At 68.9% G+C, this 26,213-nt stretch carries 24 protein-coding genes and 3 pseudogenes; 12 read left to right on the forward strand and 15 right to left on the reverse strand.

Going from position 1 to position 26,213, the window contains the following annotated elements:
* Window positions 1-11 precede the first annotated feature (11 nt).
* From EQG70_RS01890 to EQG70_RS01900, 3 genes are all read right to left on the reverse strand, one after another.
* The gene (locus EQG70_RS01890) at window positions 12-1,112 is read right to left on the reverse strand and encodes an IS30 family transposase (protein WP_255219435.1); all 1,101 of its coding nucleotides are present in this window, start codon (window positions 1,110-1,112) and stop codon (window positions 12-14) included.
* 197 nt (window positions 1,113-1,309) lie between these two features.
* The gene (gene mscL, locus EQG70_RS01895; RefSeq protein WP_031283557.1) at window positions 1,310-1,702 is read right to left on the reverse strand and encodes a large conductance mechanosensitive channel protein MscL; all 393 of its coding nucleotides are present in this window, start codon (window positions 1,700-1,702) and stop codon (window positions 1,310-1,312) included.
* Between the two features lie 393 nt (window positions 1,703-2,095).
* A complete protein-coding gene (locus EQG70_RS01900) occupies window positions 2,096-2,296 on the reverse strand; it encodes an antitoxin (RefSeq protein ID WP_017834502.1) in 201 nt (66 codons plus the stop codon).
* A 483-nt stretch (window positions 2,297-2,779) separates the two neighbouring features.
* Between EQG70_RS01900 and EQG70_RS01905 the strand changes: the two genes are divergently transcribed.
* Window positions 2,780-3,328 (forward strand): dihydrofolate reductase family protein, encoded by a 549-nt coding sequence (locus EQG70_RS01905; RefSeq protein ID WP_244296641.1) that lies wholly within the window; start codon window positions 2,780-2,782, stop codon window positions 3,326-3,328.
* 174 nt (window positions 3,329-3,502) lie between these two features.
* Here EQG70_RS01905 and EQG70_RS01910 read toward each other — a convergent pair.
* The 5 genes and pseudogenes from EQG70_RS01910 to EQG70_RS18860 all read right to left on the reverse strand — a co-directional run.
* A pseudogene (locus tag EQG70_RS01910) lies at window positions 3,503-3,970 on the reverse strand (IS3 family transposase); the annotation flags it as partial.
* A 36-nt stretch (window positions 3,971-4,006) separates the two neighbouring features.
* Complete coding sequence (locus tag EQG70_RS18400) at window positions 4,007-5,233, reverse strand: IS30 family transposase (protein WP_408669335.1); 1,227 nt, start codon at window positions 5,231-5,233, stop codon at window positions 4,007-4,009.
* A 252-nt stretch (window positions 5,234-5,485) separates the two neighbouring features.
* Window positions 5,486-5,596 (reverse strand): annotated as a pseudogene (locus EQG70_RS18405) (hypothetical protein); the annotation flags it as partial.
* 43 nt (window positions 5,597-5,639) lie between these two features.
* Window positions 5,640-6,337 (reverse strand): annotated as a pseudogene (locus tag EQG70_RS01920) (transposase); the annotation flags it as partial.
* A 74-nt stretch (window positions 6,338-6,411) separates the two neighbouring features.
* Window positions 6,412-6,549 carry a tyrosine-type recombinase/integrase gene (locus EQG70_RS18860; protein ID WP_229587746.1) on the reverse strand — a complete coding sequence of 46 codons (138 nt, stop codon included), beginning with the start codon at window positions 6,547-6,549 and terminating at the stop codon, window positions 6,412-6,414.
* 11 nt (window positions 6,550-6,560) lie between these two features.
* On the opposite strand from EQG70_RS18860, the gene EQG70_RS01930 reads away from it, so the two are divergent.
* Complete coding sequence (locus EQG70_RS01930) at window positions 6,561-7,097, forward strand: GNAT family N-acetyltransferase (RefSeq protein ID WP_017834500.1); 537 nt, start codon at window positions 6,561-6,563, stop codon at window positions 7,095-7,097.
* A gap of 510 nt (window positions 7,098-7,607) precedes the next feature.
* Window positions 7,608-8,006, forward strand: a complete 399-nt coding sequence (locus tag EQG70_RS01935) for a hypothetical protein (RefSeq protein ID WP_017834499.1) — start codon at window positions 7,608-7,610, stop codon at window positions 8,004-8,006.
* Window positions 8,007-8,104: 98 nt separating this feature from the next.
* On the opposite strand, the gene EQG70_RS01940 is transcribed toward EQG70_RS01935, so the two are convergent.
* Entirely contained in the window at window positions 8,105-8,593 is a 489-nt protein-coding gene (locus EQG70_RS01940; protein ID WP_109269490.1) for a hypothetical protein, read from the reverse strand.
* 434 nt (window positions 8,594-9,027) lie between these two features.
* On the opposite strand from EQG70_RS01940, the gene EQG70_RS01945 reads away from it, so the two are divergent.
* From EQG70_RS01945 to EQG70_RS01970, 6 genes are all read left to right on the forward strand, one after another.
* Complete coding sequence (locus EQG70_RS01945) at window positions 9,028-9,711, forward strand: Crp/Fnr family transcriptional regulator (protein WP_229587753.1); 684 nt, start codon at window positions 9,028-9,030, stop codon at window positions 9,709-9,711.
* 115 nt (window positions 9,712-9,826) lie between these two features.
* Window positions 9,827-10,066: a heavy-metal-associated domain-containing protein gene (locus EQG70_RS01950; RefSeq protein ID WP_017834496.1), complete on the forward strand. Its 240-nt coding sequence runs from the start codon at window positions 9,827-9,829 to the stop codon at window positions 10,064-10,066.
* 213 nt (window positions 10,067-10,279) lie between these two features.
* Window positions 10,280-12,208 (forward strand): heavy metal translocating P-type ATPase, encoded by a 1,929-nt coding sequence (locus EQG70_RS01955; RefSeq protein WP_017834495.1) that lies wholly within the window; start codon window positions 10,280-10,282, stop codon window positions 12,206-12,208.
* A gap of 114 nt (window positions 12,209-12,322) precedes the next feature.
* Window positions 12,323-12,751 carry a cupin domain-containing protein gene (locus tag EQG70_RS01960; RefSeq protein ID WP_017834494.1) on the forward strand — a complete coding sequence of 143 codons (429 nt, stop codon included), beginning with the start codon at window positions 12,323-12,325 and terminating at the stop codon, window positions 12,749-12,751.
* A 44-nt stretch (window positions 12,752-12,795) separates the two neighbouring features.
* Window positions 12,796-13,713, forward strand: a complete 918-nt coding sequence (locus EQG70_RS01965) for an NADP-dependent oxidoreductase (RefSeq protein ID WP_109269491.1) — start codon at window positions 12,796-12,798, stop codon at window positions 13,711-13,713.
* Window positions 13,714-13,864: 151 nt separating this feature from the next.
* Window positions 13,865-14,059 carry a hypothetical protein gene (locus tag EQG70_RS01970; protein WP_017834492.1) on the forward strand — a complete coding sequence of 65 codons (195 nt, stop codon included), beginning with the start codon at window positions 13,865-13,867 and terminating at the stop codon, window positions 14,057-14,059.
* Between the two features lie 118 nt (window positions 14,060-14,177).
* On the opposite strand, the gene EQG70_RS01975 is transcribed toward EQG70_RS01970, so the two are convergent.
* The 6 genes from EQG70_RS01975 to EQG70_RS02000 form a co-directional block, all read right to left on the reverse strand.
* Window positions 14,178-15,275: a cytochrome P450 gene (locus EQG70_RS01975; RefSeq protein WP_017834491.1), complete on the reverse strand. Its 1,098-nt coding sequence runs from the start codon at window positions 15,273-15,275 to the stop codon at window positions 14,178-14,180.
* Window positions 15,276-15,492: 217 nt separating this feature from the next.
* Window positions 15,493-16,737 carry an MFS transporter gene (locus tag EQG70_RS01980; RefSeq protein WP_058874012.1) on the reverse strand — a complete coding sequence of 415 codons (1,245 nt, stop codon included), beginning with the start codon at window positions 16,735-16,737 and terminating at the stop codon, window positions 15,493-15,495.
* 36 nt (window positions 16,738-16,773) lie between these two features.
* Window positions 16,774-17,607, reverse strand: coding sequence for a respiratory nitrate reductase subunit gamma (narI, locus tag EQG70_RS01985; RefSeq protein ID WP_109244522.1), 834 nt, complete (start codon window positions 17,605-17,607; stop codon window positions 16,774-16,776).
* Window positions 17,604-18,302 (reverse strand): nitrate reductase molybdenum cofactor assembly chaperone, encoded by a 699-nt coding sequence (narJ, locus tag EQG70_RS01990; protein ID WP_017834488.1) that lies wholly within the window; start codon window positions 18,300-18,302, stop codon window positions 17,604-17,606. The genes narI and narJ overlap by 4 nt, the downstream gene beginning before the upstream one ends.
* Window positions 18,302-19,972: a nitrate reductase subunit beta gene (gene narH, locus EQG70_RS01995; RefSeq protein WP_109269493.1), complete on the reverse strand. Its 1,671-nt coding sequence runs from the start codon at window positions 19,970-19,972 to the stop codon at window positions 18,302-18,304. Before narH ends, narJ begins: the two co-directional genes overlap by 1 nt.
* Entirely contained in the window at window positions 19,972-23,691 is a 3,720-nt protein-coding gene (locus tag EQG70_RS02000) for a nitrate reductase subunit alpha (RefSeq protein WP_109269494.1), read from the reverse strand. The genes narH and EQG70_RS02000 overlap by 1 nt, the downstream gene beginning before the upstream one ends.
* Before the next feature lie 422 nt (window positions 23,692-24,113).
* Here EQG70_RS02000 and moaA point away from each other — a divergent pair, with 422 nt between their 5' ends.
* Genes moaA through mobA form a run of 3 tightly spaced genes read left to right on the forward strand, consistent with a single transcriptional unit; the run spans window position 24,114 to window position 26,200 of the window.
* Window positions 24,114-25,235: a GTP 3',8-cyclase MoaA gene (gene moaA / locus EQG70_RS02005; RefSeq protein WP_058874006.1), complete on the forward strand. Its 1,122-nt coding sequence runs from the start codon at window positions 24,114-24,116 to the stop codon at window positions 25,233-25,235.
* 39 nt (window positions 25,236-25,274) lie between these two features.
* A complete protein-coding gene (locus EQG70_RS02010; protein WP_017834538.1) occupies window positions 25,275-25,610 on the forward strand; it encodes a MoaD/ThiS family protein in 336 nt (111 codons plus the stop codon).
* The gene (mobA, locus tag EQG70_RS02015) at window positions 25,607-26,200 is read left to right on the forward strand and encodes a molybdenum cofactor guanylyltransferase (RefSeq protein WP_051063819.1); all 594 of its coding nucleotides are present in this window, start codon (window positions 25,607-25,609) and stop codon (window positions 26,198-26,200) included. Before EQG70_RS02010 ends, mobA begins: the two co-directional genes overlap by 4 nt.
* The last annotated feature ends 13 nt before the right edge of the window (window positions 26,201-26,213 follow it).

Below are 26,213 nucleotides of genomic sequence, written 5' to 3' on the forward strand. Positions count from 1 at the left end.
GATTCTGGTGGTCATTGCAACAGCAGGTCGCCGATCACTTCGATCGGTTTCTGGAACTCTAGGCGTTTGCGGGGACGGTCGTTGAGCTCCTCGGCGACCGCGTCGAGCTCTGCGGCAGTGAACGCTGAGAGGTCGGCGCCTTTCGGGAAGTATTGGCGCAAAAGGCCGTTGGTGTTCTCGTTGATACCGCGTTGCCAGGGCGAGTGTGGGTCGCAGAAGAAGATCTCGATCCCGGCGTCCACCCGCACCTGCTTCCAGTCGCGCATTTCCGTGCCTTGATCCCAGGTCAGCGACCGTCGCAGCGCCTCCGGCAGTGTCTTGATCTTCGCGGCCAGCCCGTCACGGACCTGTTCGGGTTTGTAACCCTCGGGCAGGTGAACAAGCATCGTGTAGTTGGTGGTGCGTTCCACCAGGGTTCCGATGGCGCTCTGATTGTTCTTGCCAATGATCAGGTCACCCTCCCAATGGCCCGGCACTGCGCGGTCCTTGGCCTCAGCGGGCCGGTCGCTGATGTTGATCATGTCCGGGACCCGGTTCTTGCGTTGCCCGGCCTTGCGGCAGGGCCGGCGCACAGCTCGTCCGGTGCGCAGGTATCGGGTCAGCTCCTGTTTCAGGGCCCCACGGGACTGCACGTAGAGGGACTGGTAGATCGTCTCGGTCGACACCCACATCTCCGGCTTGTCGGGGAATTCTCGTCGCAGGCGCCCAGCGATCTGCTCCGGCGAATACTTCTTGGCGAGGTCTCTCACGACGATCGCACGCACCTCGGGATGGGTGTGCAGCTTCGCTGGCTTCGGGCGCGCTGCTCTTTCATAGGCCAGCACGTGCGCTGTCGTGGCCCGATAGCCGCCTTGGGCGGTGGCGTTACGTCGCAGCTCTCGAGAGATCGTCGACGGTGATCGGCCGATCGCCGCCCCGATCTGCCGCAAAGACTGTCCCTGAACGCGCAACAGGGCGATCTCCTCCCGCTCGGCGAAGCTCAGGCACCGGCCCTTGAGGTCGCGTCCGCGGCGTGGCCGCACCCCACCGGCCTCCTCCAGGACCCGGGCCCCGGTGCGCCGGCTTGTACGGATAGCTGCCACCGCCCCGGTGATGAACTCCCCGGCCTGCATCCGCTCCCAAAACACCTGGAGCAGATCCGGCCTGATCAAGATCGAGTACCCACCCACAACACCACCCCCAACGCTCAGTGTTGCAACCACCGCAAGAACCCGGGGTTCGTTTTCCGAGACGTCTTCTCGTATGGATGGGGAGGAAAGGAGCAGGGCCCGTCCCGAGATCCGGGACGGGCCCTGGCGGGCGGAGAGGGTCAGGAGCGCTGTTTGAGGGCGTCCCGGATCTCGGTGAGGAGTTGCACCTGGGGGTCGGCCTCCTCGTCGGCGGGGGCGATGCCCAGGCGGCGGTTGCGGGCCTCGATCATCTTGTTCATGGGCAACACGATCGCGAAGTACACGGCGGCGGCCACGAGCAGGAAGTTGACCAGGGCGGTGAGCAGCACCCCGAACCGGATGTCGTTGCCGTTGAGTGTGATCATCGCGAACGAGTCGAAGTTGGGTGAGCCCACCAGCGCCGAGATGGCGGGCATGAGCACGGACTCGACGAGGGCGTTGACGACCTGGGCGAAGGCGGCACCGATGATCACGGCGACGGCGAGGTCCAGGACGTTGCCCTTCATGATGAATTCTTTGAATCCTCTAAGCATGCGCCCAGACTATCGGCGCTGAGCCCACCGAGAACCCCGCCGCCCTAACCTATTGAGACCGTATCGATGTCCTTTTAGACGCTGCTAGCGGCACATCGGTCCGAATGCTCAGCGCCGCCTGCCCCTGGGTGCCTTGTGCCCACCGCCTGGGGGCGGGCAGTGCTGGAGTCGTGTGGGAACGACCCGTTGTGGAGGCCCGCAAGGGGCAGGGGGCTGGTCGGTCGAGTGCTCGGTGGCGGCCGCCTCGAGGGGTGCGCACGAGTGGGCCGGTCGGACACCTGGGCGCCGCATCCCGTGCCGGGAAGGGAAACCGGCTCCTCGAACTGAAGGTCGACGTCACGACGCGGGCCTCGGGCCCACATGGGGTCCGAGGCCCGCGACAACACGTGCGGATCAGTTCTGCTGATCCTCAGGGTTCTGCTCGCCGACCAGACCTCCGGCGTGTTCCTGGGCCTGGTCCACCTGGTCCTGGAACTTGTTGCCGGTGTGCTCATCGACCATGTCGCCGCCGCCCTGGATGCCCTGCTCCACCTTGTCCGGGTTCTCGCTGGCGAAATTCTTGGCCTTGTCCGCAAAGCCTCCGAGATCCACCATGGTGACTCCTTCCTCGATCGGTCAGGGCGAAATCGTCTCCGCCCGGGAACTCGTCCAGCCTGGAACAAGGCCCCGACCCGAGTCAATCGATAGTGAACAGACACGGCGACCTGTTTTGCGCGAGCGAAGGGCCCCGGGGCGCGAAAGTTGCCAGACAATGGGAACTGTCGCGCGACAGTCCGACAAGCGGTGGGGGGCCGGTCAGCGCGACTCCGGACTCCTGCCGTGAATCATCACCGGGCTGTTGTGCCGGCCTCCGACAGGAACCGGGCGAAGCCAGCAGACCCGATCGTGATCGGCACGAACGGCTGGGCTTCCACGAGGGCTGGGGCACCGTCACCAGACTGCCGCCCGAGCTCGTCGAGCCACGGACCTAGACCCACGCCCACAGAAGGGAGAAGACGATGAAGCTGACCGTCACCGAGTTCGTGAGTCTCGACGGGGTGTCCCAGGGCCCGGGATCACCCGAGGAGGACACCAGCGGTGGGTTCACCCAGGGGGGGATGGCTGGTCCCCTACCTGGACGAGGCGTTCATCAACCGCGCCGCGCAGTGGTTGGGCCAGGCCGAGGCACTGCTGCTGGGCCGGCGCACCTACGACGCCTTCGCCAGGGACTGGCCGAAGATCACCGACCCGAACGATCCCTTCACCGAGCTCATGAACAGCCTGCCGAAGTACGTCGCCTCGCACACCTTGACCACCGGCCCGTGGAAGCCGACCACGGTCCTCTCCGGCGACGTTGCGGCCCAGATCGCAGAACTCAAACAGCAGCCCGGGGCCGAGCTTCAGATCCACGGAAGCGCTCGACTGGCCCAGTCTCTGCTGGCCGCAGGACTGATCGACGCACTCCGGCTCGTGGTGGCCCCGGTCGTCCTCGGCCACGGGCGCCGCCTCTTCCCCGACGGTGGCGCGCCAGCGCGCCTGCAGCTGGTCAGCAATCAGACCACCCCGGGCGGGCTCGCCCTCCAGGTCTACGAACGGACCGGGCTCCCGGCCTACGCGACCTACACGGGCGTGTCGAACCTGGCCTGAGGACAACGATCACCCGCGCACCCGTCCGCAGAAGCCGTAGCCGTACCCGAGCCACGGCACGGTCGGTTCGCGGTCAGCCATCGGACTACCTCGACGCGCGACGGCACAGCGGGACCGCCGCACCGGAAGGTGTCAGGTTGACCTGACCTATGGTTTGGTTGCCAGTCGTGGTCGCTAGCTTCCAGCGGTGGTGAGTGCCTGCGGCGTTCGAGCGAGGTCGTATTCGTGCGGGGTGGCGTACTCGAGTGCGGAGTGTCGGCGGCGTCGGTTGTAGAACACTTCGATGTACTCAAAGATCGCGTTCGCCAGCTCGATCCGGGTCTTCCACTTCCGACGGTTCAGCAGTTCGATCTGCATCGTCGACCAGAAGGATTCCATCATGGCATTGTCGAGGCCGTCGCCGACGGTGCCGAACGAGGGCAGCAGTCCGGCCGAGCGGATCTTCTGCGTGAACACCCACGAGGTGAATTGGACCCCGTGGTCGGCGTGGACGATTCCGCCGGCACCGGGCTTTCGGGCGCGGAGGGCCATGTCTAGGGCATTGATGACCAGGGTGGAGTCCTGCTTGGAGTCGATGGCCCAGCCGATGATTTTGCGGCTGCAGGCGTCGAGCACCGCCGCGCAGTAGACCTTGCCCTCGCGGGCTTGGATTCCAGCGGTCGTCGCAACACATGCCGTTCAGCCAGGTTCCAGTAGAGCACGGAGTCGTTCGGTCGGGGTGGCCCATCCGAGGGATTTCCGAGGGCGGCTGTTGAGCTCCCGGGCGACGTTGTGGAGATCTTCGACGGTGTGCGCCGACAGGTTGGTGCTTTTCGGGAAGTACTGCCTGAGCAGACCGTTCATGTTCTCGTTCGATCCGCGCTGCCAGGGACTGGCGGCGTCGCAGAAGAACACGTCGATGCCGGTGGCGCGGCGGAGGCTGGCGTGGTGGGACATCTCCGCCCCTTGGTCCCAGGTCAGGGAACGGCGCAGCCCGGGTGGCCACTGGTTGACCGTGGCGATGAGCCCGTCCCGGACTGTCTCGGCGGTGTGGTCGTGGGCCAGGTGCACGAGAGTGACGTAGCGGGTGGCGCGCTCCACCAGGGTGCCGATCGCGGATCCGCTCAGTGTGCCGAGGATGAGATCGCCCTCCCAGTGCCCGGGCACGGTGCGGTCCTCGGCTTCGGCGGGGCGGTCGGTGATCGGGACCATCGGTTCCACGAACCGGCTTCTGCGTCGGGCCGGGTCGCGCCGTGGCCTGCGGGCGGCGCGCCGGCAACGTAGCACCGGCGCCGCAGCACGCGTCAGCCCGGTGCGGTCGGGGGCGTAGATCGCTTGGTAGATCGTCTCCGTGCAGACTCGCATCCGGGGATCGGCCGGGAAGTCGATGACCATCCGGTGACTGATCTGCTCCGGCGACCACTTCTGGTCCAGTCCCGTGGCAACGTAGCCGCGCAGCACCGCCAGGACCTGCAGCTTTCCTTGTCGTGGCCGCGGCCGGCGGGCCACGGCCAGACGGTGCGCGGCGTAGGGCAGGTACCCGGCGGCGGTGGCGGTGTTGCGGGTCAACTCCCGCCCGATCGTCGACGGCGCCCGATTCAGAACCCGGGCGATGGCCCGGACCGAGTCCCCGCGCACGTGCAGGTCGTGGATCTGCTCCCGCTCTTCGAGGCTGAGATACCGGTCACTGATTGGGCGCTCGAGCCGTTGCAGGTCATCCGGGACTCCTCGCGTGTACGCGGTGCGCGGTGTCTTCACGTTTGCCAGTATTCCGGCCTGCCCGTACCGCACCACCCGACCGTCGGGATAGACCCGGCCGCCGTAGAACTGCCGGATGCCCTTATCCCAGTCCTGGGCGCGGCGCTTGTCCACGCCGACGCGGGCCGCGGCCTGGGCGCGACTGAGGCCTTCGGCGCGCAGGCGCAGGAATTCCTCACGCTGGGCGGTGACGTCCTTGCCGGTGAAGATCCCGGCCTGGTGGGCCCACTTGTAGCAGGTCACGCGCACGAAGCCGAGTTCCCGGGCCACCGCAGAGACGTTCGGATTCAGCGCCAGCCGGCGGAAGAACTCCGCCTTGTCCTGGGCCGTGTACGTCCGAGGAATCCCGCGGGCGGTGGAGGTCCCCGACTCGTGGCGCCACCGGTAACAAGTGTCCGGGCTCAGCCCCAGCTCGGCTGCGACCGCCCGGATCGTGCCACCTCGGTCCAGACGCCGGAAAAACTCTGCCCTCTCGGCCGCCTTGTACTGCCGACTTCGCTTCCGTGGTGACGAAGCACCCATCGTCGTCATTCCCTATCAGTCAGGGTGTTGCGACGACCGCTGGAATCCAAGGGGTGGGATGCTCGGTGATGTCCGTGACCCACAGTTCGTTCAGCGCCAGGAGGTGGAATTTCCGGTTGACGAGGTCGTCTGCGGTCGCCACGCCTCGAAGCCGCTTGATGCGCGCCGGGCCGGGCAGTCCGCCGATGCTGGCGCGCGTCATCAGCGCGGAGATGAGCCGGCTCGAGCAGGGGATGCCCATGCCAATGGTGAGTTCCGCGTGGATGCGGCGGTAGCCGTAGGTGCCCCGAGAGGCCACGTGAATCTCGCGGATCAGCCCGGTGAGCCAGCGTCGGCGCAGTTCCGTGGAGCTGGTCGGACGCTTGCGGTACCGGTAGTAGCCCTGGCGGGAGACGCCCAGGATGCGGCAACAGGTGTGGACCGGGGCCCCGGCGTCGACGAGACGATCGATCACCGGGTGCGCCCTTTTGGGGGGACTCCGCCCTCCTCATCGAGCCAGGTGGCCGCGTGGCGGATGATCGCGAGCTCCTGCTCAAGCTGGCGGATCCGGCCCCGGGCCGCCCGGAGCTCAGCCGATTCCTGGGTGCTGCGCCCGGGCCGGCGGCCCTGATCGATGTCGTCCTGGCGCAACCAGGAATGGAGCGTGACAGGGTGGATACCAAGATCAGCCGCGGTCTGCTTGACCTGGCGGCCCTCACGCACGAGAGCGATCGCTCGTGCACGGAACTCAGGAGGGTAGGGGCGGGGCATAGCGGTGAGCCTTCCATGAAGGCCTTCGACTAGCGACCGCCACTGGAAACCAAACCGTAGGTCAGGTCAACCTGTCACCTATTCGTGCGGCAGTCCCGTTCGTCGAGGTACTTGGAGGTGGTGGTCACCGAAGCGTGACCCAGCAGCTGGGCAACGACCTTCACGTCCCAGCCTTCGGTGAGCATCAGGGTGGCTGCGGTGCTACCGGACATTGCCCGCGGGAATGATGATGCAGTTGAGGTTCGGCATCTGGTTGCGGCCCTACGATGACCCCGTGCTCCATGACTTCTCCTTGCGACCGTTGATGGCAGCGGAGAACGCGTTGCTGGCCGCGGCCACGCTCGGGAACCTCAACTGGTGCGGGCAGCGGTTCATAGCGGCCGATGTGCGCACGCGGTCGGAGTTCGCCCACTACACGGTCGTTGATCCCCAGCGCGGCGACTTCGGTTGGGTGGCCGAAGTCGGGAAGGGCGCCATCGGCGTTGTCTGGGCCCAATTCCTGCCCCCGGATGATCCTGGTTACGGATTCCTCGCCGAGGACACCCCGGAGGTGAGCCTGTGGGTGCGGGGCGACTGGCGTGGCCGGGGAGTGGGCAGGGCGCTCCTGCGCCGGGTGCAGGACGACGCGCGAGCTCGAGGGGTGCCCCGGCTCAGCCTGTCGGTGGAGGCCGACAACTACGCCAAGAAGCTCTATGCGGCGGAGGGCTTCGTCGACGTCCCCGGACGTGCAGCCGATGGCGTCATGGCCTGGAACCCATAACAGGCACCGGGCCAGCACCACGCAGACGGCATCCCCAGGGGAAGGCTTAGCCGATGCGGTCGGAGTCGGTGTCCGCAGGACCGGGGGGCCCAGCAATTCCAGCCTGCCGTACGCGCCGGCGGAAACCGCCTCTGGGCGGACAACCCGGCCCCGGACCGCCTCGTCAGCACGGCGGGGCGTCCCACCGGCGGAAGTGGGGACATTATGAAAGTCGATCTTTTCCTTACCGGTCGGTACGGTTGGGGTATCGCGCACGGTGCTCAGTCGGGGGGCTGGGCCACCTAGTGTGGACCGTGTCAGAGGGCGCAGCCGGGGGGCTGGCCCATTCCAGACCGGTCGAATAGCCGCCGTCCTGGCGGCAGAAGAGCTGGGGCCTTGGGCTCCGTCGCCGGGGGGGCGACGCTTCTGCCGCCGGGCCGGCGGCCCCTTACGGCACTCATGACCGTCCCTCCGTCCCTGTGGCAGCACATCGTCCAATCGCAGGTAGCTGCCCCGGTTGAGGAGGCCCGCATGAACGATGCCCACCCTGCCGCAGCGCACGCCAACTGGGCGACTCCCGTGGCCGATCCGCTGTCCCGGGCGGCGGCCTTTGCCGCCCTGCGCCCGGCCCTGGAGGCCCTGATCCACCAGGCAAGCGCCGACTCCCGGCTGAGCCCGGAGGCCCGTCGGGTGCTGCGCGCGGTGGCCCGCACCCGCCCCGAGCACACCCTGGCGCTGGCCGAGCTCGCCGCCCGCGCCAGCACGGCCAAGGCCCAGGTTCGCCTCGCGTTGACCGAGCTGGACGCCCACGGCTATCTCGCCCACCTGGCACACATCGCCCCGCACCTGAGCGCAGCACTGCCCCCACATACTCGCTGCACCCCGGCAACGGACCCTAAGGTCGAACCCGTCGACGGAGACACCTCCTGAACCTCCTCGTCCATAGTCCAGCCTCCGTGCAACGACCTCACGCCGAACCCGGCGGGTCTGATGCACTGTGGGTTGCTTTCCGGGCCGTGGAGTGCTGGCTAGTGACGGAGGTTGTAGAGCGTGATCGAGGCCAGCATCGTCAACCCGGCCAGCACTGCGGCTGCGGGCCCTGCCGTGGGAGTGACGAAAAGACCCACCGCCGCGGCGATGGCCGCGGGACGCAGGGGCTCTGCCTCGAGGGTGCCGAAGGCCGTGGTGGCGAGTGGGATCAGCACCAGCGTCGCCACCACACTCGTCACGTAAATCGTCAGGGCATGCCGGCGCGGCCGTGCTACGGCGGGGTCGTGCCGGTGCAGCAGTGTCGCGGCCAACCATCCGAGCGCGAGCACGCCCCAGGCAACCAGGGTCAGTCCGGGCCGCGGTAGGACCAGTGCGGAGGCGTTGGCCAGCACGAAGGTGCTGCCCCCGGCCGCGCCCACAGCCGAGCCCACCAACAGCGGCAGGACGGCGGCGAAGTCCCGGGGCGGCTTCCGCTGCTGATGGGCTGGAGGAGTCGATTCGGGACGTGAGGTGTTCACAGCGTCCACGCTCCTCCTGGAAGCTGCAGGACTCCCCGCGCGCCACGCCGAACGGGCGCCAGCGACACGTCAGCGGGGAAAGCTCTGCGCGCACTGGTGGTGTCTGTGAGATGCACCCCCATTGGAGAAGGTCTGGGGGAAGAAGCCATGTTGCTGATGCGGGCCGGGGTCCGTGAAAGCGGGACGCGGGGCCGGGGCCGAATGCTGTGGGAGTACGGTGGAATTCGAACGACGCGATCCGGTGACCAGGTGGGCGCCCCGTACCTGGTGCCGTTTCCCCTACCTGGCCTGAAGGGAACAGCATGAGCACCTCCTCGCACGCCGAGGGCCTGCAGGGGTCGCCGGCGCGGATGTCCCCGGATGCTAGCCCGGTGTCTTCTCGGCGGCGGATCCCGTTGCGGTCGACCTGCGCGCAGCCCCACGTCTGTCCGGCGCCGGTGCGGATGCGGGTGCTGTCCCGGACACCGATGTTCGCCGGGCTGGTCGAGGAGCAGCTGGCGGACATCGACCGGAGGATGACCTCCCTGTCCTGGGCTGAGGGGGACGCGCTCCACGTCGAGGGCGCACCGGCTGAGCACCTCTACCTCGTAGCCGCGGGACGGGCCAAGGCTTACCGGACCGCCCCGAATGGGCAAGAGGTCGTGGTGGAGCTACTGGGGCCGGGAGACCTGTTCGGCGGGCTGCGCACCCTCGGCCAGGAAGCCTACGCCGAGACTGTCGAGGCTTTGACCACCGTGTGCGCCCTGCGGATCGGCGACGACGCGTTCCGCCAGATCCTCGGCGAGCACCCAGAGGTGGGGCTGCGGGTGCTCGAGGACACCACAGCGCTGCTCGCCCAGGCCCGCACCGACGTCACCCGGCAGTCCACGGCCACCGTGGCCGAGCGACTGGCGGCGGTCCTGCTGCGCCTGGCGGAGAAGTTCGGGGAGCCCGCCCGCGAGGGCGGGACCTTGATCGAGCTGCCGCTGTCGCGGGCGGATCTGGCGGGGATGACCGGGTCGACCCCGGAGTCCGTCTCCCGGGTGATGAGCCGGTGGCGCAAGGACGGTGTCATCGACGCCGGCCGCCGCTGGACTGCCGTGCGTGACCCGCGCCGGCTGGCGGAGATCGCCGGAGCGGAGGCCTGACCCCCGAGCTTCGCGGTTGATTGACGCCCGTCATGGTCCGAGGACCCGGTCCTTCGTAGGTTGGAGACACACCCGATGAGGTGAGTACTCCACAACAGGGAGAGGAACCACCACCATGACCACCACCACAGCCACCACCACTCACACGGTCCTGCGCGCCGAGGGCTTCTCCTGCCCCTCCTGCGTGGCCAAGATCGAGAAGCGCGTCGGGCGTCTGAAGGGCGTCGACGCGGTGAAGGTCCACTTCGCCTCGGCCCGCATCGAGGTCGACCACGACCCTGCCCTCGTGAGTGTGGAGGACATCGTCGCCGCTGTTGCCAAGGTCGGCTACACCGCCCGCCCCGCCGCCTTCTGACCCGCCGCACCCACAGCCCGCGCCGCTGCCGGGACCTCCCCAGGAGGTCACGGCAGCGGCGCTCTTCGTTGCCCGCCGAGCCGGCGCTCATTGGCCCTTCCTGCGATCGTGCGGTTGATTGATCCCCGACATGTTCGGGTCCGTGGGCTGTGCGTAGCGTCGTGAACAAGCCCCCATCAGGGGCGAGAACGGTTACCAGGAAGGACGGACATCATGAACAGGGTGCAGAGGTGGATTTACGGCCGGTGGGCGATCCCCGCGGTTGCGGGGGTGCTGATCCTCGCCTCGTTCGTCGCCTCCGAGGTCGTCGGCTCGGTCCTGTGGGCGGATGTGCTCATGCTCGCCGCCGCCGTCGTCGCCGGCAATCAGATCGTGGTCAAGGCCGTCCGGGCGATGGTCGCCCGCATGGTCGGGATCGACCTGCTGGTGGCGGTCGCCGCCATCGGGGCGGTCATCATCGGCAACTACTGGGAGGCCGCCGCGGTGACCTTCCTCTTCGCGGTCGGCCACGCCCTGGAGTCGGCCACCCTCAACAAGACCCGCTCGGCGCTGGCCGAGCTCGTCGCGGTCGCCCCGGACACCGCCGTGGTCCTGCGTGACGGGGAGCAGGTCGAGGTTCCGGCCGCGGACGTGGCGATGGGCGAGGTCGTGCTGGTCAAGAACGGCGCCAAGGTTCCCGTCGACGGCCAGGTCGTGGCCGGCACCGGTGCCGTGGACGAGGCTTCCATCACCGGGGAGTCCATCCCGGTGGAGAAGGCCAAGAGCGACCAGGTCTTCGCCGGGACCGTCTCCCGCGGCGGGTTTCTTCAGGTGCTGGCCACCGGCATCGGCGCCGACACCACGCTGGCCCGCATCATCCACCGGGTGGAGGAGGCCCAGGACGCCAAGGCGGCCACCCAGGCATTCATCGACCGCTTCTCCACCTGGTACACCCCCGCAATCATGGTCCTGGCACTGGTCGGTGGCTTGATCACCGGGGACGTGGTGCTCGCCCTGACCCTGCTGGTCATCGGCTGTCCCGGAGCCCTGGTGATCTCCATCCCGGTCGCCATCGTGGCCGGCATCGGCCGTGCGGCCCGCAATGGCATCCTGATCAAAGGTGGGGAGTTCCTGGAGACCTCCGCGAGGATCACCGCCGTCGCCGTGGACAAGACCGGCACGCTCACCGAGGGCCGCCCGCAGCTGACCGACGTGGTCGTCTTGGACCCGGCGCTGGACCGCGCGGACGTGCTGGGCTGGGCCGCGGCCGCGGAGGCCGGCTCCGAGCACCCCCTGGCCCGCCCGATCCTCGACGCCGCTGCGGCCGAGGGCGTGGGCGCCTCCGTGGTCCCCGAGGCGGTCGACCCAGTGCCGGGCAAGGGCATCGTGTCGACCACTGACGGGGTGCGGGTGCTGATCGGCAACGCCGCGTTGCTGGAGCAGTACGGCATCACCGACCCGAAGGCTGCAGCTGCGGCCCAGAAGCTCGCCGCGGCTGGGCGGACACCCATGATCGTGGCCGTCGACAATGCCGTGATCGGTGTCATCGCCGTGGCCGACCAGGTGAGGGCCGACGCGGCCGAGATGGTGTCCCGGCTCCACGAGGCCGGGGTGGAGAAGGTCGTCATGCTCACCGGTGACGCCCCGTTGGTGGCTCAGGCCATCGGGAAGGTCACCGGGGTGGACGAGATCCGCGCCGGGTTGCTGCCCGAGGACAAGCTCGAGGCGGTCGCGGCGCTGCAGCGGGAGGGCCACTTGGTGGTGATGGTCGGCGATGGCGTCAATGACGCCCCCGCCCTGGCCACCGCGGACATCGGCGCGGCCATGGGCGCGGCCGGCTCGGCTGTGGCCGTGGAGACCGCCGACATCGCGCTGATGGGCGACAACCTGCTGAAGCTGCCCGAAGCGATCGGGCTGGCCAAGCGCACCGTGGCCGTGATGCATCAGAACATCACCGTCGCCCTGATCACCGTGGTGCTGTTGTTGGCCGGGGTCTTCGCCGGCGGGGTCACGATGTCGATCGGGATGCTCGTCCACGAGGCTTCTGTGCTCGTCGTGATCGCCAACGCCATGCGGCTGCTGCGCCGCGCCCAGGACACCACCCCCGCGACGGGCACCACACCGGCCGCCCCGGCCACAGACCGGGTGACATCCCGGTCCTAGGACACCACCGTGGCGGGCGGCCCCACACCAGGACCGCCCGCCACGGGGCGGAACGCACCACCAGTCCTGCCCGGCCCCGGGCGGAGAGACCACCATCACTGCAGGAGGAGCATCATGAGCGCGCAAGAGCACTTCATCATCGAGGGCAACATTGAGCACTTCACCATCGCCGACATCGCTGGCAGCAACCCCGACTTCCGCCAGGTGCTGTGGACCGGCCAACACGCTCAGATCGTTGTCATGACCATCCCTACCGGTGGTGAGATCGGCGAGGAGGTCCACGAGCACACCGATCAGATCCTCACCTTCGTCGCCGGCACCGGGGAAGCCGACCTGAACGGGCACACGCATCCGATCGAGGCCGGTGACCAGTGCGCGGTCCCGGCCGGGGCCCGGCACAACTTCCGCAACACCGGGGATGAGCCCCTGGTGCTCTACACCGTCTACAGCCCGCCCGAGCACGCCGCCGAGGCCGCCTACGCCACCAAGGAGGAGGCGGACGCGGCCGAGGCCACCGGCCGGGACGAACCCCCGACCGGTTGAGCCCGCACTCATCCACACCCTCTAGAGAAGAAACGAGGAAGACGATGTCCACGGTCTACGTGTTCACCGATTTCGGCGGTCCTGAGACCCAACAGCTCCTCGATCGGCCCGCCCCGCAGCCTGGCCCGGGCGAGCTGGCCGTGGAGGTTCGGGCCGCCGGGGTGAATCCTGTCGACTGGAAGATCCGCTCCGGGGTACTGGGGCGGGACCGGGAGTTGCCGGCCCCGATGGGCCGGGAGGTCTCCGGCGTCGTGACCGATCTCGGGGAAGGCGTAAAGGGTTTCGCGGTCGGCGACGAGATCCTCGGCCCCGTCGCTCCGGGTCACGGCGGGTTCGCCGAGCACACCCTCGTGCGGGCGGCCGAGGCGGTCGCCAAGCCCGAGGAGATCTCCTTCGCCGACGCCGCCACCATCCCGGTGGCTGCGGCCACCGCCTATGACGCCACCCACCAGTTCGAACTCGAACCCGGCCAGAGATTGCTGATTCTTGGCGCCGGCGGCGGGGTGGGACTGATGGCCGCCCAAATTGGGCGCGTCCACCAGTTCACCGTCATCGGCGTCGCCAGCCAGTCCAAGCGCAAGATCGTCGAATGCACCGGGGCGACCTTCGTCCCCTCCGGGGAAGGAGCTGCTGACCGCGTCCGCGAGGTCGCCCCCGAGGGGGTGGACCTTGTCGTCGACCTCGTCGGGGGTGAGGCCCTGGGCGAGGTCGCCGGCCTGGTTACCGATCCGGCCAGGATCATCTCGGCGGCCGACGCCACGACCGCCACAGAACTGGGCGGGGCGGCACTGGAACGCACCGAGGAGGCGATGGAAAAGATCACCGAGGTCATCGAATACGGACTCGTCGATCCCCACGTCACCGCCTGCTATCCCCTGGCAGAAGCAGGACGGGCGATCGCCGAGGTCGAGGCCGGTCACGCCACCGGCAAGATCGTCATCGAACCCACCCCCGTGTGCTGATCATGGGCACGCCCGGAGCCTCATGCGGTGAGAACAAGGGCGCCGGTGTGGCGGCCCCAGCCCATTGACGGGGGCCGTCACACCGGCACCTGTCGACTCATCTTGAGGCGGGGCGCGAGAGAGCGGATCCAGCCCACAGAAGGAACATCCCATGTGCCAGAAGACCAGTCCGACCACGAGCCCCCGCATCGCCACGGCGACGCGCACCAGCGTCGAAACCGTCCAGCTCCAGCAGCTGATCAAGAACGCGGAAACAGCCGCCGCCCAGTACGAACGGAACGAAGCGAAGATCGAGCAGTGGGGACTCGATTCCTTCCCCGCCTCCGACCCGCCCCAGAACTACTAAACCCCAGGGGTTGGCTGCTCGGGCGTCCCGACAAGCGACGCGTGCTCGGCCCCGGCCGGGGAGAGGCTGATTCCTCCACCCCGACACGGGGTCGGTGTTCCCGCCGGAGCGGTGGGTGTCACCGCAGGCGCAGCGGAGCGGTGGCGAACCCACCCACGGGCGGCAACTCGCGTTCCCGGGGCCGGTCCGGATCGGGCTCGATCACGGCCGTCGCCGCCAGGGCGGCGCGGGTCAGTACTCGCAGCTCGAGGGTCGCCAGCGGCCTGCCAGGGCACACGTGCTTGCCGATCCCGTACACCAGGTTGTACGGGGCGTTGCCGACCGGGTCGAACGCGTCCGGGTCAGCGAAGATCCGCGGGTCGCGGTTGGCGGCGGTCCAGTTCAGGAGCACCCGGTCGCCGGCGGCCAGCTCTCGACCACCGACTGTGACGGGTTCCGTCGTGATGCGGCGGTTGGCGACGAACGGGTCATCGATCCGCAGGATCTCATCGAGGATCGCGTCGAACTCCCGGTCGGACACCCCCGAGCGCAGCCGGGCCTGCAACTCGGGTTGATCGGCCAGATAAGTCAGTACCACGCCGGTGCACAACGCCATCGACCCCAAGTCACCGCCGGTCCAGTTGCGCAGGATCGAGACGATCTCATCGTCGCTGAGCTCCCGCCCATCAACCTGGGCACGCACAAGCTCAGTGGTCACGTCATCGGGCGCACCGTCGCCGGCCTCGCGGCGGACGTCGGTCAAGGATCGGATGATGGCGTCGAAGCGCTGGGCGACCTCAGTGGTGCGGGAACGGTCCCGGGAGCGGGTGGCGGCATGGTTGTCCTGCATCCACTGCAGCAGATCCTCCTCCAGGCCTGCAGGCCACCCCAGCCAGGCCGTCTGTGCGCGCACGGCGAAGCGGGAGCCGACCGCCACGGCGTCGATCGGGCCGGGGACCTCGAGCTGGCCCACCAGGTCGGTGGCGACCCGCTGCACCACCGGCTCCAGGGCGCTCATCCGCTCAGGGGTGAAGAACCGCTCCACGAGGGCGCGGAAGGCCGTGTGGGTAGGGCCGTCAAGACCGTTGGGCACCTGGAGGTAGCGGGAGACTGCGTTGGAGAAGCTCTCGTGGTCCAGCGCGGCGGCAGTGACGTCAGCGTGGGTGAACAACGTCCAAGCACCACTGGCATCGCGGGCCACGGGACAGCGTGAGCGCAGCTTGTCGTAGGCGGCCACAGGATCGCGACGGAACTGCGGGCCCCGCGGGTTCCAATCGGACCGGACGGGATCCGTGGCCGGTCCCGGTGCCGTGGCGGGTCCGGCCAGCGGGGGTGCGTGGGGGATGGCGTCATCGGCCGAGGGATGGCCTGTCATGTGTGTCCTGTCGTGGGTGGCCGTCAGCGCGGTGCGCGGGGACCTCCGCGCCGGCGGTGGGGGCAGTTGGTGGTGGTGTTCAGGGGTGGGTTCGTTCGTCGACTTTCCCGCCGTTGCGTACGGTGAGGGCGAGCAGCAGGGACAGGATCGCGAAGCCGGCCAGCAGGGTCAGGCCCACGAAGTAGCTGTTGTGCTCGGCGTTGTAGGTGGCGCCCATGACCAGCGGCGGGAAGTATCCGCCCAGGCCGCCGGCGGCGGCGATGATGCCGCCGATGGTGCCGACGTCCTTGGCCGGGGCGGCTCGGCCGACCCAGCCGAAGACACCGCCGGTGCCCAGGCCGAGGAAGAGTGCCATGAGCAGGAAGGTGGGGCCGTAGACGCGTTCCTGACCGGGTTGGAAGGCTACGACCATGGCGAGCACGGCGGTGCCGGACAGAGCGGTCAGGGTCACCGTCTTCGGCCCGATCTTGTCGGCCAGGATCCCGCCGATGGGTCGGGCGATGACGGCGGCCAGGGCGAAGCCGGCGGTGCGGGTGCCGGCGGCGGTGGCGTCGAAGTCGTAGACGTTGTCGAGGTAGGTCGGCAGGTAGTTGGAGAACGCGACGAACGCCCCGAAGACGACCCCGTAGAGGAAGCACAGTTGCCAGGTGACTTTCAGCGTGAACGCGTGTTTGATCTTCGGTAGGACCGGCTCGGGGGCCTTGGCCCCGTGCACGGGAGAGTCCCGTAGCAGCGCCCAGCACAGCACAGCCATGACTCCCACGATCACCGCGATCAGGACGTGGGCGCCCAGGTATCCGATCCCGGTCACCAGGCGGGGGGTGAGGAACGCGGAGACGGCGGTGCCGACCATACCGGCGCCGAAGACCCCGGTGGCGAAGCCCTTGCGGTGGGATTCGTACCACCCCGAGCAGAACGGGACGCCCACGGCGAAGACGGTACCGGCGATGCCGAGGAAGAACGCCACGGCCACGAGCAGTCCGAAGCTGCCCAGCTGCCCGACGAGCCCGGTGACGAGCACCAGGGGAGCGGTGATGCCCAGGATGACGGTGAACATCACCCGCCCGCCGTAGCGGTCGGTCAACGCGCCAACGGGCACCCGGCAGACGGCGCCGACGAGGATCGGCATGGCCACCAGCACCGAGGTCTGGGTGGCGTCGAGGTCCATCTGCTGGGCATAGCGCTTGGCCAGCGGCCCCACGATCGTCCAGGCCCAGAAGCCGACTGCGGACGCCAGGGTGGCCAGGAGCAGGTTGCGCAGCTGCCCGGCCTTGAGGTCAGGGGCAGTGGTGCCGGAAGAGGTCGCGGGGGAGGTGGATGACATGGCTGTCCTCGTGCGTTCGGTGGGCAGGGCGAGACGTCAGTGGCGACCGGCGCGGTTGCGGCCCGTGGGTGCTTTCGTGGTGCCACGGGCCCGGTCCCGGGTGCCCACGGGCTCCCAACCCCGGCGCACCGGGGCCAGGTTCGTTCCGGAGGCGCGGTCACGGGAGCGGTAGACGATGTAGGGGCGGAACAGGTAGTGCACCGGTGCGGTGAAGGCGTGCACCAGGCGGGTGAAGGGCCACAGCGCGAAGAGCGCCATCGCCCACAGGGCGTGCACCTTGAAGCCGGGGCCGGCCGCGGCCATGGCGGCGACGTCGGGTTGGAAGATCCAGATGGAGCGGAACCACGGGGAGACGGTCTGGCGGTAGTCGACCACGGTGGTGTCGAACAGGGACAGCACCGTGGTGCCCAGGCCCGTGAGCAGCGCGCCGACGAGCATGACGTACATGAGCTTGTCGTTCTTGGTGGTGGCCATGAACACCGGCCCGGTGGTGCGCCGGCGCCAGATGAGCAGCACGATCCCGACCAGGGTGCCCACCCCGGCGATCGTGCCGATGCCCAGGGCCATGATGTGGTACAGGTGCTCGTTGATCCCGACGGCGTCGGTCCAGGTGCGGGGGATCACCAGCCCCATGACGTGCCCGGCCAGCACTGCGAGGATGCCGAAGTGGAACAGCGGGGAGGCGATGCGCAGGATGCGGGACTCGTAGAGCTGGGAGGAGCGGGTGGTCCAACCGAACTGGTCGTACTTGTAGCGCCAGATCGAGCCGCCGATGATCAGCGCCAGCACGACGTAGGGCAGGGCACCCCACAACAGGACGTCCCCCACCCCGATCTCGACGGTCTCGGGAGGCGGAGCGGTGGGGATCATGGGCTGTTCCTTTCGGTGACGGGCAGCAGCCGGGGGTCGTAGGGGTCCAGGCCCACGGATTCGGTGGGCGGGCCGTAGCCGGCCATCCGCATCACCGCGTCGCGGTCCTCCGGGGAGACCCCGGGCAGGGTGGAGCACACCAGGGCGAGGGCGCCGCGGTGCGGCAGGCCGTCGTCGCGCAGGGACAGCCGCAGCAGCTCCAGGGACGGGCGGTAGCGCTGCAGCAGTTCGTAGCCGTCCTCGGGGGAGACCTTCGCGGTGAACTCCAGCACCAGTGGCAGGTAGTCCGGCAGCTCGGACTCGTCCAGCTGCGCCCCGTGGGAGCGGTAGATCTCTTTGAAGGCCGCCAGTGCCTCCCCACGGCGTCGGGTGTCCCCGTCGGTCCAGTAGGTCAGGTGCAGGCTGTGCCGCCGGGACAGGTCAAACTCCTGGACGTAGTCGGCCTGCACCTCATCCAAGGGGCGAGCCGTGAACCACTCGAACAGCTCCTCGACCTCCTCCACGGGGGCCTCTACCTCTGTGAGCGCCCCGTGCAGCAGCGGGAGCACCTCGAGCATCGCCGGGTCCGGGTAGCCCAGCAGCACTGCGGCGGCCTGCCGGGTCACCGCGCTGCGCCGGGGGTCCGGGTCGGCGTAGGCGCCCGGGTCGAGGGTGCCCGGCCCGGCCTTGCCGAGCAGCTTCTCCAGCAGCCCCATCAGCGCGCCCCGTTCCCGTCCTGGGGCGGGAACAGGCCCTGGGGCTTGCCCCGCCCGTCCCAGTTGAGCAGGTTGACCCGCCCTCCCAGTTCCTCGTTTCCGGTGGGGTCGGTCCCGCGCTGCCGTGCCTGCAGGGCCGCGAAGTTCTCGGCCGCGACCGGCATCGGCGTTCCGGAGGCTTCGCCGAACACCCCGGTCTGGCCCATGCCGGGCCCACCGTCCACGTCGAGGGAGCAGCCGATCTCCTCGAGGTTGTGCGCGTCCTCCAGGTGCGCGGAGGGGATGACGTAGCGCTCCTCGTACTTGGCGATCGCCATGAGCCGGTACATTTTCTGGATCTCGGTCCCGGTCATCCCGACGGCTTCGGCGATCGCCTCGTCCGCTTCCTCGCCCAGGGCGATGTCGCGCATGTAGGAGCGCATGGCTGCCAGTTTGTTGAGCACCTCCCGGATCTTCTCGGTGTCCCCGGCGGTGAACAGCTCGGCCAGGTACTCGACCGGGATGCGCAGGGAGTCGATCGCCCCGAAGAGGTTGGCGGCGTCCTCGCCGTCGTGGCCCTGGTCCTTGAGCAGGTCCACGACCGGCGACAGCGGCGGGACGTACCAGACCATGGGCATCGTGCGGTACTCGGGGTGCAGGGGCAGGGCCACCCGCAGCTCCTTGGCCAGGGTGTAGACGGGGGACCGGCGCGCGGCGTCGAGCCAGTCCTCCGGGACGCCCTCGGCGCGGGCCGCGGCGACCACCCCCGGGTCGTGCGGGTCGAGCATCAGGTCCAGCTGGGCCTCGTAGAGGTCTTGTTCGTCCGGGGTCGCGGCGGCCTCGGTGACCCGGTCCGCGTCGTAGAGGAAGATGCCGATGTAGCGCAGCCGGCCCACGCAGGTCTCGGCGCACACCGTGGGGATCCCGACCTCGATGCGGGGGTAGCAGAAGGTGCACTTCTCGGCCTTGCCGGACTTGTGGTTGTAGTACATCTTCTTGTACGGGCAGCCGGTGACGCACTGGCGCCAGCCGCGGCACTTGTCCTGGTCGACCAGTACGATGCCGTCCTCGGTGCGCTTGTAGATCGCCCCCGAGGGACAGGAGGCCATGCAGGAGGGGTTCAGGCAGTGCTCGCAGATCCGGGGGAGGTAGAAGGCGAAGGTCTGCTCGAACTCGAACTTGATCTTCTCCTCCGACTCCTTCCGGACCTTCTCCACGATCGGGTCCAGGTGGCCGGCCTCGGTGACGCCGCCGAGGTTGTCGTCCCAGTTGGCCGACCAGGAGATCTTCATGTCCTCGCCGGTGATCAGGGACTTCGGGCGGGCGACGGGGAAGTCGGTGCCGGCGGGGGCGTTGGTGAGGGTCTCGTAGTCGTAGGTCCACGGCTCGTAGTAGTCGTTGAGCTCGGGCTGGACGGGGCTGGCGAACAAGCCGGCCAGCTTCGCCCAGCGCCCGCCGGATTTGAGCTTGAGGTTGCCGCGGCGGTTGAGCTCCCAGCCGCCCTTCCACTTCTCCTGGTCCTCGTACCGGCGGGGATAGCCCTGCCCGGGACGGGTCTCCACGTTGTTGAACCACACGTACTCCGTGCCGGCGCGGTTCGTCCACGCCTGCTTGCACGTCACCGAACAGGTGTGGCACCCGATGCACTTGTCGAGGGCCATCACCATGGCGACCTGGGCCATGACTCGCATCAGTACTGGACCTCCTGGGAGCGCTTGCGGACCACGGAGACGATGTCGCGCTGGTTGCCGGTGGGCCCGAGGTAGTTGAAGGCCCAGGACAGCTGCGCGTAGCCGCCGATCATGTGGGTGGGTTTGACGAGGATGCGGGTGACCGAGTTGTGGATCCCGCCGCGGCGCCCGGTCGCCTCGGACTTCGGGACGTCGATCAGGCGCTCCTGGGCGTGGTGGACGTAGACCACTCCGGCCGGCATCCGGTGGGAGACGATGGCCCGGCCGATGTAGACGCCGTTGGTGTTGAGGCACTCGACCCAGTCGTTGTCGGCGACCTCGATGAGTGCGGCGTCCTGGGGGCTCATCCACACCGTGGTGCCCCCGCGGGCCAGGGAGAGCATGAACAGGTTGTCCTGGTACTCCGAGTGGATCGACCACTTGTTGTGCGGGGTCAGATACCGCACGGCGATCGACAGCTCCCCGCGCTGCCCGAGCTTGGGTTCCCCGAACAGGCGGTGCATGTCCAGGGGCGGGCGGTAGATCGGCAGGGACTCACCCATGTCCTTGAGCCAGTCGTGGTCCAGGAAGAAGTGCATCCGTCCGGTGAGGGTGTGGAAGGGCTTGAGGCGTTCGATGTTGATGGTGAACGGGGCGTAGCGCCGCCCGCCGGTCTCGGAGCCGGACCACTCCGGGGAGGTGATCACCGGGACCGGGCCGGCCTGGGTGTCGGCGAAGGTGATGCGCTTCTCCTCGGAGCCGCGGGCGAGGTCTGCGAGCTCCACCCCGGTGCGCTTCTCGAGGGTCTCGAAGCCCTGCACGGCCAGCTCCCCGTTGGTGGTGCCGGAGAAGAGGAGGATGGCCTCGGCCATCCGCGCGTCGGTGTTGATCACCGGTCGGCCCGCCGCGGCCCCGGAGTCGAACACCCCGTGCAGGCGGGCCAGCTGGTCCACCTGGTGGGAGACGTCGTAGGTGATGTACTTCGTGGTGAGGCCCAGCTTCTCAGCCAGTGGCCCGACCGCGGAGAACTTCTCCCCGACCGCGGTGTAGTCGCGCTCCACCACCTGGAGGTTCGGCAGGTTCTTGCCCGGTACCGCCGGGACGTCGGTGCCCTTCCAATCCGGGGCGTGGCCCCCGGGTTGGGCGAGCTCGCCCGGGGTGTCGTGGGTGAGCGCGGTGGCCACCATGTCCTTGCGCACCCCGAGGTGCACCTTCGCCTGCCGGGAGAACTCCTCGGCCAGCAGCCGGAACAGGTCGTAGTCCGTCTTCGCTTCCCACGGCGGGTTGATCGCCGGGGTGAAGGCGTGCACGTAGGGGTGCATGTCGGTGGAGGACAGGTCGTGCTTCTCGTACCAGGTCGCGGCGGGGAACACGACGTCGGAGAGCAGGGTGGAGCTGGTCATCCGGAAGTCGGCCGATACGAGCAGGTCGAGCTTGCCCTCCGGGGCCTGCTCGTGCCAGGTCACGTCCTTCGGGCGGGAGGTGGAGTGGTCGGAGCCCAGGACGTTGTGGTGGGTGCCCAGCAGGTGCTTGAGGAAGTACTCCTCACCCTTAGCGGAGGAGCCCAGCAGGTTGGAACGCCACAGCATCAGGGTGCGCGGCCAGTTCTGCGGAGCGTCGACGTCCTCGACGGCGAAACGCATGTCCTGCGCCTTGAGTCGATCCGCGACCCACCGGGCCTCATCAGGTGCTTCCCCGCGGGCCACACCCTCGGAAGCGGCGTCGGCCACGTCCAGGGAGTTCTGGTCGAACTGCGGGAAGAACGGCATCCACCCCATGCGGGTGGACTTGGCGACCACGTCGGCGGTGTGCATGCCCTTCAGGTGACCCTGGGCCAGCGGGGACTGCAGCGAGTCGGAGGAGTACCCGTCGGAGCGGAACTGGTCGGTGTGCATGTACCAGAACGCGGTGCCGATCATGAACCGCGGCGGGCGGGTCCAGTCGGTGGCCGCGGCCATCGTGGCCTGGCCGGTGATCGGTCGGGTCTTCTCCTGGCCCACGTAGTGCGCCCACCCGCCGCCGTTGCGCCCCTGACACCCGCACAGCATGAGCATCGCGAGGATCGCCCGGTAGGTGACGTCCCCGTGGTACCACTGGCAGATGCCGGCCCCGAGAATGATCATCGACCGGCCGCCGGACTTCTCCGCGTTGGTGGCGAACTCCCGGGCGATGCGGGCCACCGCCGCCGCCGGGACCGAGGTGATCTCCTCCTGCCACGCGGGGGTGTAGGGGGTCTCCACGTCGTCGTACCCGGACGCCCACTGGCCGGGTAGCCCGGCCCGGCCCACCCCATACTGGGCGAGCATGAGGTCGAAGACCGTGGTCACCGTGCGTCCGGCCACTTCGGTGACCGGCACCCCGCGGTGGACCACCGAGCCCTCGCCCGTGGCATCGGTGAACGCGGGCAGATCGATCACGCTAGTGGCCTGCTCGTAGGACGCCGAGTCGGCGACGGACAGGGCCGGGCGCACCCCCTGCAGGTCCAGGTTCCACTTCCCCTCGTCGGCCTCGTTGTAGCGGAAGCCCGTCGACCCCTGGGGCACCACCGGAGTGCCCGCGTCCCGGTCCAGGAGCACGGTCTTGAACGCCGCGTCCGCGGCCTCTGTCTGCCCCAGGTCCTGGGCAGTGAGGAACTTGCCGGGCACCACGGTGCCGTCTGGGCGCTGCTCGAGGGTGACGAGGAAGGGCAGGTCGGTGTACTGCACCACGTAGTCCTCGAAGAACGGGACCCGCCGGTCCACGAAGTTCTCCTTCAGGATCACATGCCCCATGGCCATGGCCAGGGCGGCGTCGGTGCCGGCCTGGGCGGGCAGCCACTCGTCGGCGAACTTCGTGTTGTCGGAGTAGTCGGGACTCACCGAGACGACCTTGGTGCCGCGGTAGCGGGCCTCGACCATCCAGTGCGCGTCCGGGGTGCGGGTGACCGGGATGTTGGAGCCCCACATCATCAGATAGGTCGCATCCCACCAGTCGCCCGACTCGGGCACGTCCGTCTGGTCCCCGAAGACCTGGGGGCTGGCCACGGGCAGGTCCGCGTACCAGTCGTAGAAACTGTTCATCACCCCGCCGATGAGGTTAAAGAACCGGGCGCCGGCCGCGTGGGAAACCATGGACATCGCCGGGATCGGGGAGAACCCGGTGACCCGGTCCGGGCCGTAGGTCTTGATCGTGTGCACGTGGGCGGCCGCGGTCATCTCGAGGGCCTCCTGCCAGCTGGAGCGCACCAGCCCGCCCTTGCCCCGGGCCTGCTGGAACGCCCGGCGCTTCTCCGGGTCCCCGACCACGGCCTGCCAGGCCAGGACGGGGTCCCCGCCGACCTCTGCCTTGGCGGCCCGGTACATCTCCAGCAGCACCCCGCGCACGTACGGATAGCGCACGCGGGTGGGGGAGTAGGTGTACCAGGAGAAGGCGGCCCCGCGGGGGCAGCCGCGTGGTTCGTACTCCGGGCGGTCCGGGCCCACGGAGGGGTAGTCGGTCTCTTGGGCCTCCCAGGTGATGATCCCATCCTTGACATAGATCTTCCAGGAGCAGGAGCCTGTGCAGTTCACCCCGTGCGTGGAGCGGACCACCTTGTCGTGGCTCCACCGGTTCCGGTAGAACGCGTCCCCGGCCCGCCCGCCCTCGCGGAAGACCGCGCGGCCGTCCGGGGACTCCTCCCAGCGGGTGAAGAACTTCCCGAGCTTGAGCAGGGCGTCGGAGGCAGGACCATCGGTGCGCGGCGGGACGGATTCGGTCGTCATGGAAAGAAACCTAGTAATGCGCCGGCAAGAATGCCATTCTTACGCGTTACTGATCGTCGCGCCATGACTTGTTCTGGCCATAATGCATTCCGTGGTAAATGCTGACGTGTCATATGTTTCAGAAAGAGAACTTTGTTTCAGAAGGCGAGCCCATTGCGCTCCCTGAGGCGGCATGTCGGGGATCTAGGGCGGTTGGCTCCCCTAGCCGAAAGCTTCGAAAATCGTTCGATTCGAATCACTGGGATTTCGTCATATCGGCCTGCCCTAATCGTGTCCCTAATGCCCGGGACGCACGGTGTTGTGCGCAACCCAAGGAACGATCAGTAACTTTTGGGGACCAGCAAGGTGACCCCATAAGGTGGGTCAAATAACGCAAGTGATGTCTGTGCTATTGCGCTGATCGATATGTTGGAGGCGGTGACATGGGCGTTTCCCTGGGACTTCCGCAGATCCGCGGTGCCGGTCCGGGCCCCAGCGGCGCGCCCCGGGAGGCGGGGCTCGCCGACCGGCACGGCCGCCGGGCCACCGACCTGCGGCTGTCGGTCATCGACAAGTGCAATCTGCGCTGCACCTACTGCATGCCCGCCAAGGGCCTGCCCTGGCTGCCCGCCGCCCGGCTGATGAGCGCCGGTGAGATCACCCGCATCGTCGACGTCGGGGTCCGGCAGCTGGGGATCACCGAGCTGCGCCTGACCGGCGGGGAACCCCTGGTGCGGGCCGACCTGGAGGAGATCGTGGCCGGGGTGCGCACCGCCCACCCGCAGCTGCCGGTCTCGCTCACCACCAACGGCATCGGCCTCGCTACCCGGGCCCAGGCCCTGGCCGCGGCCGGGCTGAGCCGGATCAACATCTCCTTGGACACCCTGGACGCGGCGACCTACCGGGCCCTGGCCCGCCGGGACCGCCTGGCGCAGGTGCTGGCCGGGGCCGAGGCCGCGGCCGCCGCCGGGCTGGCCCCGGTGAAGATCAACGCGGTGCTAATGCGCGGGGTCAACGACCACGAGGCCCCCGAGCTGCTCGCCTGGGCCCTGGAGCGCGGTTTCGCCCTACGGTTCATCGAGCAGATGCCGCTGGACGCCGACCACGGCTGGACCCGGGCGGAGATGGTCACCGCCGCGCAGATCCGCCACCGGCTCAGCACCCGGTTCCGGCTCACCCCGCACCCCGGCGCCCGCGACGGCGCCCCGGCCGAGCTCTGGGACGTCCACCCCACCACCCCCGCCGGGGCCCCCGAGGAGGTTCCCGGGGCCGGGGAGGCGCCGCTGGGGACCGTGGGTGTCATCGCCTCGGTGACGGAGCCCTTCTGCGCCGACTGCAAGCGGACCCGGATCACCGCCGAGGGCAGGGTCCGGTCCTGCCTGTTCTCCCACGAGGAGGTCGAGCTGCTGCCGCTGCTGCGCGCCGGTGCGACCGACGCCGAGCTCGCCGAGCGGTGGCGGGCGGCGATGTGGGCCAAGCCGGCCGCCCACGGCATGGACCACACGGGCCTGGACTCACCCGACTACGTCCAGCCGGAGCGGCCGATGAGCGCGATCGGGGGCTGAACCCGTGGCCGCCCCACCACACCGACCGGAACAGGAACGATGACCCAGAACACCACAGAGAGCAACCCCCGTACCCTGACCTCCGCGACCAGTACGACCATGCGGGTACGGTACTTCGCGGCTGCACGCGCAGCCGCCGGGACCGAGGCCGAGACCCTTGAGCTGCCCACCGGAGACGGCGCGCCCCGTACCCGCGCTGATGTGGAGGTACTGCTCGCGCAACGCCACCAGCAACCGGTGCCTGGACAACCGCTGCTGGGCCAGGTGCTGTCCCGTGCCAGCTTCCTGCTCGACGGGGTGGCCTGCCCAGATGCGGCGGCCGAGATCCCGGACGGGGCCGTGCTCGACGTCCTGCCGCCCTTTTCCGGCGGATGAACACTCCGGCCGGCGCTCTGCTCTTCCATGTTGTGGTCCTGGCCGGGGGCCGATCCTCCCGGCTGGGCGGCACACCCAAGGCGAGCCTGCGGCGAAACGGGCGCACCCTCGTGGAACTCACGGTGGAAGCGGTCCAAGGGGCTGCCGGGGTCGTTGTGGTCGGACCCGCGGAGCTGGCCGTCCCCGCGGGCGTTCTGCGCACCCGGGAGGATCCGCCGTTCTCCGGGCCGGCTGCGGGCATCGCGGCCGGGCTGGCCGCCCTCGAGGCGCTGCCGTTGGCGGACTGGACCATGACCCTGGCCTGCGACATGCCCGAAGTGGCCCGCGCCGTACCCCTGCTGCTGGGGTCCGCCGGGGCCGCGCCCGAAACGGACGGACACATCGGCGTCACCCCCGACGGTCGCCGCCAGCCGCTGGCCGCCCTGTACCGCACCGAGGCGCTGCGCGCGGCCTACGCGGACCAGGACCCCACCAACCGCTCGGTACGCTCCTTCACCCACGACCTTCTCCTGCAGGAGGTCACTGTGGCCGAGGACGCCACCGCGGACGTGGACACTTGGGACGACGTGCACAAGTTCCGGCTCAGCTGACAGAAGACCCCGA

Source organism: Kocuria rosea, assembly GCF_006094695.1.
In the GTDB taxonomy this organism is placed as follows: Bacteria; Actinomycetota; Actinomycetes; order Actinomycetales; family Micrococcaceae; genus Kocuria; species Kocuria rosea.

Excerpts from the sequence above, each read along its gene's own strand:
- EQG70_RS01955 (WP_017834495.1), top strand. The coding sequence starts at position 10,280 with ATGAACAGGGTGCAGAGGTGGATTTACGGCCGGTGGGCGATCCCCGCG.
- narI (WP_109244522.1), bottom strand. The coding sequence starts at position 17,607 with ATGATCCCCACCGCTCCGCCTCCCGAGACCGTCGAGATCGGGGTGGGG.
- EQG70_RS02010 (WP_017834538.1), top strand. The coding sequence starts at position 25,275 with ATGACCCAGAACACCACAGAGAGCAACCCCCGTACCCTGACCTCCGCG.
- EQG70_RS01980 (WP_058874012.1), bottom strand. The coding sequence starts at position 16,737 with ATGTCATCCACCTCCCCCGCGACCTCTTCCGGCACCACTGCCCCTGAC.
- EQG70_RS01960 (WP_017834494.1), top strand. The coding sequence starts at position 12,323 with ATGAGCGCGCAAGAGCACTTCATCATCGAGGGCAACATTGAGCACTTC.
- EQG70_RS02000 (WP_109269494.1), bottom strand. The coding sequence starts at position 23,691 with ATGACGACCGAATCCGTCCCGCCGCGCACCGATGGTCCTGCCTCCGAC.
- mobA (WP_051063819.1), top strand. The coding sequence starts at position 25,607 with ATGAACACTCCGGCCGGCGCTCTGCTCTTCCATGTTGTGGTCCTGGCC.
- EQG70_RS01950 (WP_017834496.1), top strand. The coding sequence starts at position 9,827 with ATGACCACCACCACAGCCACCACCACTCACACGGTCCTGCGCGCCGAG.
- EQG70_RS01900 (WP_017834502.1), bottom strand. The coding sequence starts at position 2,296 with ATGGTGGATCTCGGAGGCTTTGCGGACAAGGCCAAGAATTTCGCCAGC.
- narJ (WP_017834488.1), bottom strand. The coding sequence starts at position 18,302 with ATGGGGCTGCTGGAGAAGCTGCTCGGCAAGGCCGGGCCGGGCACCCTC.
- EQG70_RS01970 (WP_017834492.1), top strand. The coding sequence starts at position 13,865 with ATGTGCCAGAAGACCAGTCCGACCACGAGCCCCCGCATCGCCACGGCG.
- narH (WP_109269493.1), bottom strand. The coding sequence starts at position 19,972 with ATGCGAGTCATGGCCCAGGTCGCCATGGTGATGGCCCTCGACAAGTGC.
- EQG70_RS18860 (WP_229587746.1), bottom strand. The coding sequence starts at position 6,549 with ATGTCCGGTAGCACCGCAGCCACCCTGATGCTCACCGAAGGCTGGGAC.
- EQG70_RS01965 (WP_109269491.1), top strand. The coding sequence starts at position 12,796 with ATGTCCACGGTCTACGTGTTCACCGATTTCGGCGGTCCTGAGACCCAA.
- moaA (WP_058874006.1), top strand. The coding sequence starts at position 24,114 with ATGGGCGTTTCCCTGGGACTTCCGCAGATCCGCGGTGCCGGTCCGGGC.
- EQG70_RS01930 (WP_017834500.1), top strand. The coding sequence starts at position 6,561 with ATGATGATGCAGTTGAGGTTCGGCATCTGGTTGCGGCCCTACGATGAC.
- mscL (WP_031283557.1), bottom strand. The coding sequence starts at position 1,702 with ATGCTTAGAGGATTCAAAGAATTCATCATGAAGGGCAACGTCCTGGAC.
- EQG70_RS01935 (WP_017834499.1), top strand. The coding sequence starts at position 7,608 with ATGAACGATGCCCACCCTGCCGCAGCGCACGCCAACTGGGCGACTCCC.
- EQG70_RS01890 (WP_255219435.1), bottom strand. The coding sequence starts at position 1,112 with ATGCAGGCCGGGGAGTTCATCACCGGGGCGGTGGCAGCTATCCGTACA.
- EQG70_RS01945 (WP_229587753.1), top strand. The coding sequence starts at position 9,028 with ATGCGGGTGCTGTCCCGGACACCGATGTTCGCCGGGCTGGTCGAGGAG.